The 15,234-nt window shown below is 51.9% G+C and carries 10 protein-coding genes; 6 read left to right on the forward strand and 4 right to left on the reverse strand.

Going from position 1 to position 15,234, the window contains the following annotated elements:
* The 6 genes from VF399_04145 to VF399_04170 form a co-directional block, all read left to right on the forward strand.
* On the forward strand, window positions 1-457 hold a 457-nt coding region (locus VF399_04145), incomplete at its 5' end, for a T9SS type A sorting domain-containing protein (protein ID HEX7319532.1).
* 234 nt (window positions 458-691) lie between these two features.
* Window positions 692-3,802 (forward strand): S8 family serine peptidase, encoded by a 3,111-nt coding sequence (locus VF399_04150; GenBank protein ID HEX7319533.1) that lies wholly within the window; start codon window positions 692-694, stop codon window positions 3,800-3,802.
* Between the two features lie 212 nt (window positions 3,803-4,014).
* Window positions 4,015-7,158: a S8 family serine peptidase gene (locus VF399_04155; GenBank protein HEX7319534.1), complete on the forward strand. Its 3,144-nt coding sequence runs from the start codon at window positions 4,015-4,017 to the stop codon at window positions 7,156-7,158.
* A gap of 457 nt (window positions 7,159-7,615) precedes the next feature.
* Window positions 7,616-8,392 carry a hypothetical protein gene (locus tag VF399_04160; GenBank protein HEX7319535.1) on the forward strand — a complete coding sequence of 259 codons (777 nt, stop codon included), beginning with the start codon at window positions 7,616-7,618 and terminating at the stop codon, window positions 8,390-8,392.
* Window positions 8,393-8,500: 108 nt separating this feature from the next.
* On the forward strand, window positions 8,501-9,502 hold the full coding sequence (locus VF399_04165) for a sigma 54-interacting transcriptional regulator (protein HEX7319536.1): 1,002 nt from the start codon (window positions 8,501-8,503) through the stop codon (window positions 9,500-9,502).
* A gap of 282 nt (window positions 9,503-9,784) precedes the next feature.
* On the forward strand, window positions 9,785-10,903 hold the full coding sequence (locus VF399_04170; GenBank protein ID HEX7319537.1) for a hypothetical protein: 1,119 nt from the start codon (window positions 9,785-9,787) through the stop codon (window positions 10,901-10,903).
* Window positions 10,904-10,998: 95 nt separating this feature from the next.
* On the opposite strand, the gene VF399_04175 is transcribed toward VF399_04170, so the two are convergent.
* The 4 genes from VF399_04175 to VF399_04190 all read right to left on the reverse strand — a co-directional run bounded on the left by VF399_04175 (window position 10,999) and on the right by VF399_04190 (window position 15,204).
* Window positions 10,999-12,801 carry a hypothetical protein gene (locus tag VF399_04175; GenBank protein HEX7319538.1) on the reverse strand — a complete coding sequence of 601 codons (1,803 nt, stop codon included), beginning with the start codon at window positions 12,799-12,801 and terminating at the stop codon, window positions 10,999-11,001.
* 425 nt (window positions 12,802-13,226) lie between these two features.
* Complete coding sequence (locus VF399_04180; GenBank protein HEX7319539.1) at window positions 13,227-14,174, reverse strand: T9SS type A sorting domain-containing protein; 948 nt, start codon at window positions 14,172-14,174, stop codon at window positions 13,227-13,229.
* A gap of 45 nt (window positions 14,175-14,219) precedes the next feature.
* Window positions 14,220-14,510, reverse strand: coding sequence for a hypothetical protein (locus VF399_04185; GenBank protein HEX7319540.1), 291 nt, complete (start codon window positions 14,508-14,510; stop codon window positions 14,220-14,222).
* Complete coding sequence (locus VF399_04190; GenBank protein HEX7319541.1) at window positions 14,503-15,204, reverse strand: SOS response-associated peptidase; 702 nt, start codon at window positions 15,202-15,204, stop codon at window positions 14,503-14,505. The genes VF399_04185 and VF399_04190 overlap by 8 nt, the downstream gene beginning before the upstream one ends.
* Between the last annotated feature and the right edge of the window lie 30 nt (window positions 15,205-15,234).

Here is a 15,234-nt window from a genome sequence, read left to right on the forward strand (position 1 = left end):
GATCGATCTGTCGGCCTTGGACACGAACACCTACCGGAACCTGCGGCTGTTGACGTCGTTCTACCGGAAGGCGAAGGCGCCGACCAATCCGGCGTTACTGGACTGGGAGGTGGGCAATCTGCACCGGTTGATCGCTGTGGCAGAGCAGACGGCGGGCGGCAGTGTGGTATTTGGTTTGTCGTTGATGCCGAATCCGTTCAATGGCCGTTTGCAGATCGCGTATAGCGTCGGGCCGGATGCGCAGAAGGCCGAGCTGAAGATCTTCGATGCGGCGGGTCGATTGGTTAAGTTATTTAACCATTTATCCGCCAATCAGCATGGCGGAATTCAATCAGTTAACCAGGTCGTCTGGGATGGTTCAGACGACGTGGGCCGTTCGGTCCCCGCCGGTGTTTACTTTGTCCGGCTGGAAGCGGATGGGCAGGAAAGAATAGAAAAAGCGATTCTCTTAAGGTAATCCCGTGTTCCTATGCAGAAACACGGGACGCTCATTTCGGCAGTCAAATCACAAATAAGATTTGAGCCGAAATGGCGAAGGCGATACTTCTTAGATAAGATTCTTCGTTTCTGTTCTTCTGGAGCGGAGAATATAATGGACTGACAGGGCAAAGATCGAAAGCTTTGCCCTGTCTGCCTTTTTGTTCATTAGTTTATTGTTTGATAGTAAAAACAGATGACAGGGAGGTCGTTTATGAAGAAGCTATTATTGTTGTTGTTAGGTGTTTTATGGGTGGTACCGGGTTTTGCGTTAGTGAGCCCGGATCTGCAGGGCGTGATGACGCGCGCCCGGACGTCGGATCTTATCCCCATTGACATCGTGCTTAAGGAACAAATGGATAGTCAGAAGCTGATTGATGCGGTAAAAGGTCTGCCAAAATCAGAGAGAAGAATGATGGTAGCCCAGATATTGACCGACTTCTCCCGTGAGCATCAAAAAGAGCTTGTTGCTTATCTTAAAGATATGGAAAAAGTCGGTAGAGTTACGGATATAACCCCTTTATGGATCAATAATGGCATCTATTGCCGCGCGTCAAGAGACATCATTGCTGTCCTGGACAAAAGAAACGATATTTTCTATGTCGACTATGACCTGAAGCCGATCCAACTGGAAAATCCTTCACGTATAGTTGCTCCTCCTGATAAAACCGGCAAAACCAGGGAAATCGCATGGGGTGTTTCAAAGATCAATGCCGACCAGGTGTGGGTTCTTGGTTATACTGGTCAGGGGATAGTGGTCGGGCACATTGATACGGGCATTAATTACAATCATGTTGACCTTGCCGACCACTTGTGGACGGATGCCAACTATCCCCATCATGGCTGGAATTTTGAATCGGCCACTGATGATCCGATAGATATCGCAGGGCACGGGACGCATACGGCCGGATCCGTGGCTTCCGATGGAACCGCGGGTTCGCAGTGTGGTGTTGCGCCCGATGCGCAGGTCATGGGATTACGGGTACGGACTACGGCTGATTCGGTCGCGGAGTGGCAGGTGTACGCCGCCATGCAGTTTGTGGTAGCGCCACCCTTGTCGCCAGCGCACGGCGGCGACCTGATAACAATGTCGCTGGGATGGCGTTACGCATGGGCGCCTCACCGGTCAGTATGGCGCACGACCTGCAATAATGTCGGCGCCGCCAATGTCGTAATGATCGTGGCGGCGGGCAATGAACGCGGCGTCGATCTTCCGCCAAACGCTTTGCGCTGTCCGGGTGATGTGCCGTCGCCATGGCGGCATCCGGCGAACGGCGCGACCGGCGCGCAATCAGATGTCGTCAGCATCGGCGCCACTGATATTAATGATGCTTACGCGTCATTTTCCGCACCGGGTCCCGTGCATTGGGATGGTATCGCTCCTTTCAATGATTATGTCTATCCGCCCGGTTTGACTAAACCTGACGTCTCGGCGCCGGGCGTGAATGTCAAATCGTGTGATTACCAGAATAATAGCGGTTATCTTGACGGCTGGAACGGAACGTCCATGGCGACACCCCATTGTGCCGGAGCCGTGGCCCTCATGCTGCAGAAGAACCCTTATTTGACGATAAGAGAAATCGACAGTATCCTGCAGGTGACCGCAGTGGACCTGGGTCCTGCGGGCAAGGACATGGATTTTGGTGCCGGCAGGATCAATGCCCTGGCTGCCGTCAACGCCACGCCGTCGCCGGGCGCGCCGGTGACTCCGTCCGTAATCAGCCCGCTTAATTACGCGCGTCTGCCCACGCTGACGCCCACGCTTCGGTTCACGACGACTGATCCTCAGGGTGACCGCGTTATCTACCGGATCTTTTGGGATACTGATACCACATTCAGTACTCCCGACAGCTCAACAACGGCATCATTCGCGAGCGGAGCGACCGCGCAATTCGTGTTTCCGGCGCTCGCGTCGGGTGATACATACTGGTGGAGAGTTAAAGCCGCTGATACAACCGGATCCGGGTTCTGGTCCGGCATGACCAGCCGGCGTTCATTCACGGTCGATCCCGCAGGATTACCGGCCAATACCTGTTCCTGGTACCAGACGCAGGGCGACCAGTTCGTAAATTGCACGTTCAGCGCGACTAGGGTCCAGGGTGACAGCGTTACGCTGGTGCCGCTGGGTTATGTTCAGGATACGCTCATGTTCCAGAACTTCGAAGCCGGGAGCATGCCGGCGGGTTGGACCGTGGTCAACGGCAACGGCGACGCGTACCTGTGGACCGTGGGCACGACCGGCGATATCGGAGGCTATGCACCGCCCACATATGGCGTTTATTACGCGTACTACTCTGACGATGACGCGGGCAGCGGGGTCACCAATAACAACGAGGAATTGATCTCGCCCAAGATCTATGTGCCTGCGTCGGCGGCGAATCTCTCGGTGATCTATGGCTGGGGTTTCCAGATCTACGAGACGGGCGAGAAATACCGGGTGAAGTTCCGGAAAAAGGTCGGCGCCGCGGCATGGACTGCCTGGACCGATCTGATCGTGTACACGGCAAGCGGCAACGGCACGCAGACGATCAGCTTGAGCGCGCAGCTGCCCTGCGATTCGATCCAGTTCGACTGGTTCTACTCCGACAGCACGGCAGCTTCGCACTGGGGTTATGCAAATGCGGCAGACAATGTGCTCGTGTCTTATGATTGGACCTTTCAGAACAATGCCGGTACGCTTACCGGGCCGGGGGTTGTTTACCACACGCTGGCAACAACTTACGCGCGGTCGGCGTGGGGTGACGTTGTTTGGCGCAAAGCAGCGGCAACTGATTCCATCGGCATGCAGGTTGAATATTATAACGGCGCGATCTGGCAACTGGTACCCAATGCACTGATCCCGGGCAATTCCTCCGGGATCTTCAAGCAAACGGCCGCGGACACGGTACGCCTGAACTTAGTGACCGATACGGTTACTTATAATACCCTGCGCTTGAAAGGACTGTTCTACCGGATCACAAAAGCACCGGGCGATCCGGCATTGCTCGATTGGGAAGTGGGCAACCTCAGCCGTTATGTCGGTGTGGCGGAGCGGAAGTCAGGCGGCACTATGGTGTTCGGTCTGTCGTTGATGCCGAATCCGTCCTCGAAACGGATCACTATACACTATGCACTAAGCACTAAGGATCCGGCTGCGCAGTTACGGATCTTTGACGCGGCGGGCCGATTGGTTAAGTTATTCAACCACTTAACCATTCAACCAGTTAATCAAATCGTCTGGGATGGTTCAGACGACGTGGGCCGTTCGGTTCCCGCCGGTGTTTATTTTATCCGGTTGGAATCTGACGGGCAGGAGAAAATAGAGAAGGCTGTTTTACTGCGTTAACAGCCTGAAGTTAGGAGGCTATGAGGCTATGAGGAGCAGATGAACTGGAAAATAAAAAGCTTTAATTCGTATCTTCATAGCTTCATAATCTCATAGCTTCGGATTTTTCAGGGAAAGAGGATGTGAAGAGCGGAAATTACAGAGTAAAAAGTCATATCTTCCTAACCTCTTATCCTCATAACTTCGAATTCTTTAAAACAAGGAGGTCATTTATGAAGAAGCTATTATTGTTGTTGTTAGGTGTTTTATGGGTGGTGCCGGGGTTCGCGTTGGTGAGTCCGGATCTGCAGGGGGTGATGACGCGGGCCCGGACGTCGGATCTTATCTCCGTTAACATCGTGTTCAAGGATCAGATGGATCCTGGGCAGTTGACGGCGATGGTCAAGTCCTTGCCCAAGCCGGAGCGCCGGGCGATGGTGGCGAAGATCTTAACTGATTTTTCGACCGAGCGTCAGGTAGAAGTGATGGCATATTTGAAAACCATGGAAAAGCAGGGCAAAGCAACCGAGATCAAATCGTTTTGGATCCATAATGGCATTCACTGCCGGGCGACGGTGGAAGCGATCAATGCTATCGAACAGCGGGCTGAGGTTTATTATGTGGATTATGATCTGAAGCTGATCAAGTTGGAGCGGGGTAATAATACGCCGGTTCCGCCCAACCGGGAGATCGCGTGGGGTGTGCGGAAGATCAACGCGCCGGCAGTATGGGCGTTGGGTTACACGGGTCAGGGTGTGGTGGTGGGTATCGTGGATACGGGTGTGAACCATAATCACTTAGATCTTCACGATCATATCTGGACCGATGCCAATTATCCGAACCATGGTTGGGATTTTGAGTTCAACGACAATGATCCGATGGACGAATCGGGGCACGGTTCGCACTGTGCGGGCTCAGTGTCTTCGGATGGGACCGCGGGGTCGCAGTGCGGGGTGGCGCCGGATGCGCAGATGTTGTGCTGCAAAGTGCGGACAACGGCCGATTCGGTAGCCGAGTGGCAGGTTTTTGCAGCCTGGCAGTTCTGTATTTCGCCGCCGTTGTCGCCGACGCACGGCGCGGATGCGATGACGATGTCGTTAGGCTGGCAGCTCTCGTGGAGTCCGCATCAGGCGACGTGGCGGACGAATGCGAACACAGTGGGCGCCGCGGGGATCATCCAGTGCGTGGCGGCGGGCAATGAGAGCGGAATCGCGCCGCCCAATTCGTGCCGGTGTCCGGGCAATGTGCCGTCGCCATGGCGGCATCCGGCAAATGGCGCGACCGGTGCGCAGTCGAACATCATCAGCATCGGGGCGACCGACAGTCTGGACAATATCGGCAGTTTTTCGAGTTTGGGTCCGGTGACCTGGCAGTCGATCGCGCCGTTCAATGATTATACGTATCCGCCGGGTTTGACCAAGCCCGATGTGTCGGCGCCGGGCGTGTACATCAAGTCGTTGAACTATGCCAGCAACAACGGGTATGTGGACGGCTGGGACGGGACCTCGATGGCGACGCCGCACGCGGCAGGGACCGTGGCGTTGATGCTGCAGAAGAATTCCTTTCTGACGCAGGTGCAGGCCGACAGCATATTGCAAGTGACGGCGGTGGATCTGGGCGCGGCGGGCAAGGACAATACATTCGGCGCGGGCCGGATCAACGCCCTGGCCGCGGTCAATGCCACACCGTATCCATTCGCGCTGGCGCCATTGTTGTACCGGATCAGCGATCCGCTCGGTAATAATAACGGGATGTGGGAGAGCGGTGAACGCGTTAACCTGATCGTGCCGGTGCGTAACCAGACCGGAAGTGCCGTTACCAGCTGTGTTGCGACATTAAGCGAAAGCGATGCTTATGTCACGATTTACAACGGAACGGCCAATCTGGGGACGATCGCTGCCGGCGACACGGTTGACGCCATTTTTGACGTTGCCGCGTCACCCACGACACCGTTGATGCATCTGGTGAACTTTACATTGAACCTGGCGCATTCGGGCGGTAACATGAATTATCCGCTCGACGTTTATATCAACCCATTGCCGATTCTGACATACCGCCATGCCACGGTGACCGGCGGCAACGGCAACGGCGTGCTGGATCCTGGCGAGACGGCAAATCTACTGGTTACGTTAAGGAACGATGGCGTCGCCGTCGCCACGGGCGTAACTTCGCAGCTGACCACGGCTTCGCCGTACATCACGATCAATGATAATTCCGGCAACTATCCCAATATCGCGATCAATGACACGGCGAATAACCTTTCAGATCCGTTCAACATAACGGCAAGTCCTGCGACGCCCTATGGCACAAGCGTTGCGTTTAACATGATCGTGCAGTCAGGGTTGTATATTGATACGCTGCCATTCAACCTCACCGTTGGAATGATGCCGCCCAGCGACACCGGATACTACTATGCGTATTGGTCGGGCGGTCCTCATACGCAGTGCCCGGTCTATTCCTGGTATGCGATCGATACGACCCAGACACTGCATGTCGGGACGGCGCTGGACTATAGCGACGACCAGACTGGCCAGTTCACATTGCCGTTCACGTTCAAGTACTACGGGGTGAACTATACCCAGATCTCGATCTGCTCCAACGGCTGGGTCGCCCTGGGTTCGACCACGAGCACGGACTATACCAACAGCGGCATTCCGAACGTGGATGGACCGCCGGCAATGGTCGCCGGCCTGTGGGATGATCTGTATCCGGGCACCGCAGGTGAGCCCGCGTGCATTTACTACTATAATGACGCGACCAACCATCGGTATGTGGTCGAGTGGTTCCGCGTGCCGCACATAAGTTATCCGAACACTCAGGAGACGTTCGAGATCATACTGTATGATCCGGTTTACTATCCGACGCCGACCGGCGATGGCGAGATCATTGTCCAGTACCAGCACCAGATGCGGGAAACCGACAACACCTGCGGGATCGAGAATTTCAGCCAGAATGTCGGCATCCAGTATTTCTTCGAAGGGTCCTATCATTCGCTGGCAGCGCCGATCACCGATTCATTCGCGCTGAAATACACGACCTGGCCGCCGTCAGCCGGCGTGGCGATCAAGGAATCGGAAACACGCAATACCGGGATGGTTAGGACGTCGCTGACTGTGCAGCCGAATCCGTTCAAACGGACCGCGCAGATATCGTATGCCGTAGTCGGTAATCCGCAAATGGCAAAGCTGGGGATCTTTGATGTGACCGGTCGGTTAGTGGTTAACCTGTCATCGCGGATCGCGGATAACGGTTTACGGTCTACGGTGTTCTGGTTTGGCACAGACCAGAACGATCGTTCAGTTCCCGCCGGCGTGTACTTTGTGCGGCTGGAAGCTGACGGGCAGGAAAAGATAGAGAAAGCGATTCTCTTAAGGTAATCCCGTATTTCTATGCAGAAACACGGGACGCTCATTTCGGCAATCAAATCACAAATAAAATTTGAGCCGAAATGGCGAAAGCAGTTCTGTTACGATGAACGATCCCCGTGTTTTTATTGAAACACGGGACACTCAATTTTACAGCGCATCACAGAAGATGCACGTAAAATTGGTGAAGGCGATTCTACTGCGTTAACGGATCGAGGTTATGAGGTTGGGAAGTTAGGAAGAGCAGAAAAGACGAGGATGAGAGGTTATGAAGAGCGGAAGTTATGAAAAAGATTTTTTTATCATAACCTCGTAACTTCGCATCTTCGTAGGTTCAATTTTTATTAACTTCTTACCTTCATAACTTCTATCATTATTAAAGACAAGGTCACGATTTTATGCGAGTCGTGACCTTGTATTTTAAGTGGTTACATTGACATCCCGAGGTTAATGGTTATATTCTTAATTAATGGCTAAAAGCGCAGCGCCCTTGCTGCTGATATTTTTGTTATTGATCTTCTGCGCGCCCGCATCAACAGTCACGCACGACACGCCTGGATCGTCTTTTGGTTTAAATACCAAGGATGCGATCGTGCTATCGGAAAAGCTCGGGTCGGTCATCGATCCGGACATTAGAGCGCGGTACAATCTGTTCCCTGATCTCAGTTTTACTATAGGCGAAAGTGTTGATACCGCTGTTTTGTTCATCGAAGCGCGCTTCTATCATTTGGGAAAAGGCGGTTATATTGTCAGACTCGTGACCACCAAGGGTACTTATCAGGCACAGAACACTGGTGCTAAAGCAGTTGCCATACTGCAGGATTATTTTATCAGTTACGATTCTATTATCTACTATAATAAAACGTGGTTTGAAAAAAAGTGGGGGATCGTCGACTATGACATTCTTGGACAGCCCATAACCATTGATGAAGTTGAAAAATTGACTAAACCGAATCCGCGCATGAAGTACGGCGGACTGGGCGCGATGATCGTTGGCGCGGTGCTCGGCGGGTTTACCGGTTATACTGTCGCTACCTGGACGACTATGTTCGGCGGTTGTCTGGGCGGCACTGGAGGCTCTGCAGACACCAGCAACAATAGCGTATTGGTCCCCACATTGACCTGCGCGGGCCTGGGCGCGGTTCCCGGTGCCGCGGCCATGGTCACGGCGGAAATTTTGAAAAAGAAATACGATAAGGCAATTCAACAAATAAAGCGCAACCGCATGCCGTATTCAATAAAATAATAATATTAGCACCATAAAAATGCATTCACCGATCCATAATACTTAAGTGTAAAATAATTTTCTCACGTCAGGCTTGCAATGAACTGAAATATTCATATACTTGCGGCAATGTTCGCCGCGTATTACACATTTGACGATATCATCGGACTCGATGCGGTAAAATCAAAAGCCCGGAAACTTGCCACCCTCGATGTCAATGTATTGATCTTCGGCGAAAGCGGAACCGGCAAGGAATTATTCGCACACGCCATCCACGGCGGCAGCCGCCGGGCAGGCGGGCGTTTTGTTGCCGTCAATTGCGGCGCAGTGCCGGAAACTCTTTTTGAATCGGAATTGTTCGGGTACCAGCAGGGCGCGTTTACTGATGCCCGCAAGAACTATCAGGGTAAGATCGCGCACGCTCACGGCGGAACCATGTTCTTTGATGAGGTCGGCGATCTGCCGCTGGAATCGCAGGGAAAGTTGCTGCGCGTGCTGGAGACTAAAAAGATCTGCCCGCTGGGAAGCAACGAGGAAAGAGCGGTCGATGTCAGGTTCATTTTTGCGACCAACAGGGATCTGAAGGAGATGGTCGGCGGCAAGCAGTTTCGCGAGGACCTTTATTACAGGATCAACACTCCCGTGATCGTGATCCCTCCTCTCAGGGATCGCAGGTATGAGATCCCTGATCTCGTACAGTACTTCATGCAAAAGCTGCTGGACAGCCCGGTAAAGTTCACTGCCGGCATAAGCAGCGAAGCGGTTAAAAAGCTCTCTGAATACGATTTCCCCGGTAACGTGCGGGAACTGGAAGCTGTTTTAAGGACCGCGTACTTCATGTGCGCGGGCGACGTGATCGAGGCGCGCGACCTGGTGATCGAATCGCGCCAGGATGATTGCAGCAACGGTCATCATTATATCGGCAGTTTCGATAACAACGGCAATGGCAGCAACGGGGGGAGATTTATTCCCTTGTCCTTGTCTTTTAATGAAAAGGTCGATCGTTTTAAAATCAAATTGATCCAGGAATGCTTAAGAAAACATGATGATGATGTCAAAAAGGCGTGCGCGGAACTTGGCATCTCGGAGCGGCAGGTGTACAGGTACTTGAGGAAAGCGAAGAAGAGATGAAGGGATGCAGAGGAGCAGAGGAGAAAGGATGAGGGGATGGGTGGATAAGGGGATGGGGGGCTGGGACCAAGGATTGAGGATAAGAGGTTATGAGGATAGGAGGTTGTGAAAAAGATTTGGGATGAAAAAAAGATTGAAGTTATGAGGTTATGAGGTTACAAAGTTATGAAAAAATAAGGAAGGGGAAAAACCATAATGATTGACAGCTATCAAAATCCATCTATAATTTAACAGTAGTGATCATAATATCGTAGTGAACTGGATTTAGAGGGGAAAGATTCTATGAAGGTAAATCTGAATCAGTTTTTAATTATCTTCCTGATAATGTTGCCAGGTGTCTACGCTCTCAACGTTGACACAACCTTATCTGGATCCGTTGGCAAACAATTGTTTATTAATAACCTGGTCGGCGATGTCATCGATGCCGGAGAGGCAAAATATTACGGACTTTTTTCAGACATTGAGGGTTTCGAGAGCGCCGCTTTTTATGATTTTGAATACTCTGATGATTCCACTTGGGTACGAAGATCCACGGATACTTGTTCGGGATATGTCGTAGTAAAGATCATCCGGACTGAGGATCATAACCCAAGCGGTCCTGACAGCAGCAGCAGCGCAGCGATAAGCATTGAAAAACATGTCCGCATCAGCCGGGATGCTTTCCGGTCCCTGCAGGATTATCTTTTTTATTTCTGGGAGATCGTACGCGACAAGCGTTTCCGAGAGGAATTCGCAGAAAACCATAGGGTCGAATGGCCGCTGATAACTACGGAGGAGATGGAGGCATCAGAAAAGGATACGCGCAATTACCTTCTGAAAAATTCTGCCTGCTGTATAGGTAGTCTCGGAGCAGGCGGATCATACATTGGCGCTCTGGCAGGCACGGAAATGACATATCACAGCACCGATGGGTGTCTGGGTTACTACACCTACTCAGTTGACCCGGTTTCAGTTTATTGGGCGGCTATTGCCGGTGCTGGACTGGGGTGTATGCTGAGCAGCGGTTTATATGCCAACGACGCGAAAACGGAAGCGCTCAGGCGTGGCATCGTGGCTTTCGACAGCTACAACATGCCAATTACAAAGGATGATATCAGCAATGAGGCATATTATGCAAACCGCACCGCAGTTAATGGCTGGGCGGAGTGTCTTGGTGTATCAGCAGCACTAACCACAGGACTTTTACTATATCTGCCATGGATGGGTAATATATTGCCTGCCGTGCACCCTGAGACTGAAGCCGACAAGTATCGAGTACTCGTACCGATAGTCGCTGTTTCATTAGCGGAATTCAGCGTGATAATGAAAATAAGCTGGGACCTGGGCGAAAAACGCGACCGGCAGGCGGCGATAGAGAGGATCAAGAAAAAAAGAGAACAGCAGAGGGAAGGCCGACGTTGAATCTGTGTTGTCATTTCAAATTCATTAATTTTCTGGATTCCCGCCGGCGCGGGAATGACCAGATACCGACGGCAGTACCGTAGCGTAATCTGCAGCTACCAGCAAGCCTGCCAGGTCATGCCGTCGTAGACCATGAGTTTATGCGTGGTTGCATCCATGTAGATGTCGCCTTCAGCCGGACCGGACGGCGCCGAGACCAGCGGTTCCAGTCTCATGACCGCGGAGACGTGAAGAGTGCGCTGGGGATTGGTGGTTCCGATGCCGACATTGCCGGAAACCGCGGAATACTGGTTGTTGCCGGATATGGTCCAGTCGTTGTCGCCGGCACTACCCCAGTTCAACTGACCACTGCCGTTGGTGATCATAACCTGGCCGGCGGCGCCGCGGGAACGCGGAAACTCGTAGCCGCTCGCCTCGGTGCCGAACCATGTGTGGGGCATGTCGACCATGAAGGTTGAATCCGCAGTCAGGTTGGAGTTGATGCCGAACAGGTATGAATATTTACCGGTAGCGGTTATTGTATCTGCATAACCACCCAAGATAGCTGAGCACTCTCCTCCATTTGCATTGAACCACCCTCCGCCAACGACTGCATGTTCATCGCTGCTTGAATTATAACATCCTCCACCTACGAACGAATGTGGACTAGTGGCTTTGTTCCAATCACCACCGCTTATTGCGGATCCGTAATCAGTGGCGGAATTTCCCATACCGCCAGCAACCGTTGAGTAACTTCTTTGTGCAATATTGCCATCACCACCACTAACGGTGCTGTATTCACCCCATGCTCTATTAAAATATCCACCGCCAATTGTCGCATAGTTGCCGCTGTCCGCTTGGTTTATCCATCCACCGGCGATTGTTGTATAATCCATAGCGGCGAAGTTCTGAAAACCACCACATGCAACAGCATACTGACCAGTGGCGCTGTTGTTTTCACCGCCGCCAATAAAGGTGCAGCCGCCATTGGCAATGTTGCTTTGTCCACCTGCCACAACATCGTATCCACTTGCGCTATTACCATATCCGCCGCCCACTGCGCCATACCAAATCGCTGAATTGTAATATCCTCCTGCTACAGTCGCATAGTCGCCGTTTGAGGTGTTATAGGAACCGCCTCCTACAGTCGTAGTCAAACCAATCGCAGAGTTGTGACTACCACCGCCTACCGTTGCATATTCGCCGCGGGCGTTGTTATATTGACCGCCGCCAACGGTCGAACGATTGGCCGCGCTGTTATAATATCCGCCAGCGACGGTGTTGTACTTGAAATTATTACCCGTTATGCCGGTTGTACATGCTACACCGAAATTCACATGCGTGCTGTCGGCATTGCCGAATAACACATTGCCGGGACGGGTAAGACCCCACCGACCACCCATCTGGAGTGTCGTGTCAGCACCATCGGTGATGCGGAATGTCCAGTCGTTATCCGCCACGGCATTTCGAGCATACTGGGCCGTGTCGGAATAGGTCGAGATGTAAGAATACGGTGATGATACGATTTGAGTCCTAGGTGCCAGGATTTGCCCTGCTACGGTCAATTGCAGCCAACGGTCAGTGCTGTTTGTGAACACGCTGTCCGGGATTGTAGTCACACTGCCCAGGAGAACGTTAAATATGCCTTTGTTAACACTGACCGAGAGTTGGGTTTCCGACCATTTCTGAGAACCGCCCGATGGGCTATCGAATATAGCGAATGACAGCGAAAGAGACGGATTGGTGGTCGGATTGCCGAGGGTGTCGGTGAGATAACCCTGGTAGTTGAGCAGGTGGGGGGATAAGCGGACATCAGTTCTATTAGCAAGGTTAAAACCTTGCCCTACGTTAGATTTAGTCGTCTGGCTAAACGCTAATGCCAGAAATATAATCATGCATACAAGGATCTTTTTGCACATTGTTCCTCCTTTTGCAGTGCAATTATGTTACTATGTTAATAAGTTGATTTAATCATATTAAGTATTTCAGTTAAGTCAATGATCCCAAAATGAGGTTCTCGACAAGCTCGAACAGTAAAAAATGAGATTGCTTCGCACGCAGAGCGCTCGCAATGACACCCCTCACCCCTGCCCTCTCCCTCAAGGGGAGAGGGAATCGTTTTTCCTGAGATTGCCCCAAAGGGACTCCATCTATTAGAAACATCGTTATTGAAGATTGCTTCGCCCGCCACACTGCTTGGCGGGCTCGCAATGACAACCCTCACCCCTGCCCTCTCCCTTTGAAAGGGAGAGGATACAGGTGAGGGATATGGGTCGCTTCTTTAGTCTGTCTTGTTGCTTTTGTTTTGCCGACCAAGGTCGGCCACTACAGCTGTTTGCGCTGGTTATTTCAGAAGAACAACTTTTTGGGTGAATGCCTTATCACCTGCGGTTAGTTTCACGAAGTACACGCCGGTAGGGACTGGACGGCCCATGTTATCTAAGCCAGACCAGATGATATGGTTAAATGGTTGAAAGGTTGAATGGTTAAATGATTTTACCAGACGACCGGAAGCGTCGAAGATCTTGATACATAGTAAATCCCCCCCTCCTTTATCCTCCCCCTCGAGGGGGGAGGGAAAGGGTGGGGGTGAATTTGGAATTTGGAATTTAACTATAAGGTTTCCCGAGCACGGATTCGGCGTAATGTTCATTCGTATCATTCGCCTTTTTTCATTCGTTTCATTCGCAGATACGTCAGTCGCGTTCTCGCAAACCCACACGTAACCGTCCTGACCGCCCAGCACGATGTCCAGGTCACCATCGCCGGTCCAATCGATGAAATTGGAACGGGAGTGGGTGAGCGCATCAATGAACATATTTTCAGCGGTCTGCAGGGTTTCGTATTCAGCGTTAAATATAGGCGCGGCATTCGTGCCGATATTCTTAAAAAAATACAGGTAACCCGTTACTCCGCCGACGATCAAGTCTTTTACGGAATCACCGTCCAGGTCATAGACCACCGGATCAGAATGATCAACGAACAGCTCTGCGCCGCTCGCGTAGATAAGCGAATGGTTCCTGAACGCGGGACTGGAATTGGTGCCGGTGTTAAGATATGCGCGCACATTGCCGGTTGCCGGCGGCATCGCGTATGTTTCGCCAAGGATAATGTCTTTTCTGCCGTCTTCATCCCAGTCGTTGATAAAGGGAAAGCCATTGGCGGAAACGCGGATGTCGACCATGGCACCGGACGAATCGCGCTGGATATGACCGGCATTGTGAAGGCCGCTGCCGGTCTCTAAAAACAGCGTCAGGTATCCTTCACAGTCGCCGGCAATGAGGTCGCGCATGCCATCCTCGTTCCAGTCGCAGACCGCGACCGTGGAACCCTGGCATCATGTATAGGGGAGGATTATGGGCGCGCCGTCAGCATACAGAAAAGAGGAATCGCCGAAGACCGGTTCGTTGTTCGTGCCGATGTTCTCGTAAAATGAGATCATGCCGTTTATGAATTGCCCGATGACAAGATCTTTATCGCCGTCGCTATCCCAGTCACAAGCGACCGGCGAGCTATAGAAGATTACATCGATCGTATCGCCGGCCTGGGTAAAAATAAGTTGGGGTTGGCTGAACAGCGGGGCAGAAGTAAAGATAAAAGCAGCGGCAAGAAGTAAAGATTCAAACATTATCGTTTTTAGACGGCTTGATGCAGTCCGGTCGGTTGTAGTCGGGTTTGTTCACCCGGCGGGAAACCTCATAGGCTTCCATATCTTTCGAGTCGTATGGTTTCAGCAAAGGCATGAGCTCTTTCGGATCGCTGATCTCGTTGTCGAGCCAGATTTTTCTGTGTTCGCGTGGGATAATTGCCGGCATGCGGTTATGTATCGCTGCTAACAGTTCGTTGGGTGTGGTGGTTATGATCGTGCAGGTAGTGAGTATCGACCCATCATCGGGAGATTTCCATGTTGAAAAAAGTCCCGCAAGGCCGAACGGTTTATTGGAAAGCATGTGAATATACATCGGCATCTTTGATTTTTCATCGAGTTTTTTCCATTCGTAAAATCCGTCCGCCACGATCAGGCAGCGATGGTTTTTAAAGATCCTTGAAAATGCGGGTTTCTCGGTCAGGGTCTCGGCCCGGGCATTGATCATCCGGTTGCCGATCGTCGGGTCTTTCGCCCAGAAGGGGACAAGGCCCCAGCGAAACGCGGCGATCTGGGTCGTCCCTTCCTTGTTTATGATACCGAGGACGTTCTGCATTGGCGCAACGTTGTAACTTGGTTCCAAAGCCCATTTTATCTCGCCATCTGGACCAGCGACAGCGTCAAACTCTTTTTTTATCTCGTCGACCGGGCACTTTCTGACGAATCGTCCGCACATAGTATGATGTCGCTCCTTTTTAGCGTATTA

It is taken from the genome of bacterium (genome assembly GCA_036382775.1).
Taxonomy (GTDB): Bacteria; Hydrothermota; Tepidihabitantia; order SM23-42; family JAOAFX01; genus DASVHD01.

Excerpts from the sequence above, each read along its gene's own strand:
- VF399_04185 (HEX7319540.1), bottom strand. The coding sequence starts at position 14,510 with ATGTTTGAATCTTTACTTCTTGCCGCTGCTTTTATCTTTACTTCTGCC.
- VF399_04160 (HEX7319535.1), top strand. The coding sequence starts at position 7,616 with ATGGCTAAAAGCGCAGCGCCCTTGCTGCTGATATTTTTGTTATTGATC.
- VF399_04150 (HEX7319533.1), top strand. The coding sequence starts at position 692 with ATGAAGAAGCTATTATTGTTGTTGTTAGGTGTTTTATGGGTGGTACCG.
- VF399_04165 (HEX7319536.1), top strand. The coding sequence starts at position 8,501 with ATGTTCGCCGCGTATTACACATTTGACGATATCATCGGACTCGATGCG.
- VF399_04170 (HEX7319537.1), top strand. The coding sequence starts at position 9,785 with ATGAAGGTAAATCTGAATCAGTTTTTAATTATCTTCCTGATAATGTTG.
- VF399_04190 (HEX7319541.1), bottom strand. The coding sequence starts at position 15,204 with ATGTGCGGACGATTCGTCAGAAAGTGCCCGGTCGACGAGATAAAAAAA.
- VF399_04180 (HEX7319539.1), bottom strand. The coding sequence starts at position 14,174 with ATGCGCGACCTCATTGCCGGCGACTGTGAAGGATACCTGACGCTGTTT.
- VF399_04175 (HEX7319538.1), bottom strand. The coding sequence starts at position 12,801 with ATGTGCAAAAAGATCCTTGTATGCATGATTATATTTCTGGCATTAGCG.
- VF399_04155 (HEX7319534.1), top strand. The coding sequence starts at position 4,015 with ATGAAGAAGCTATTATTGTTGTTGTTAGGTGTTTTATGGGTGGTGCCG.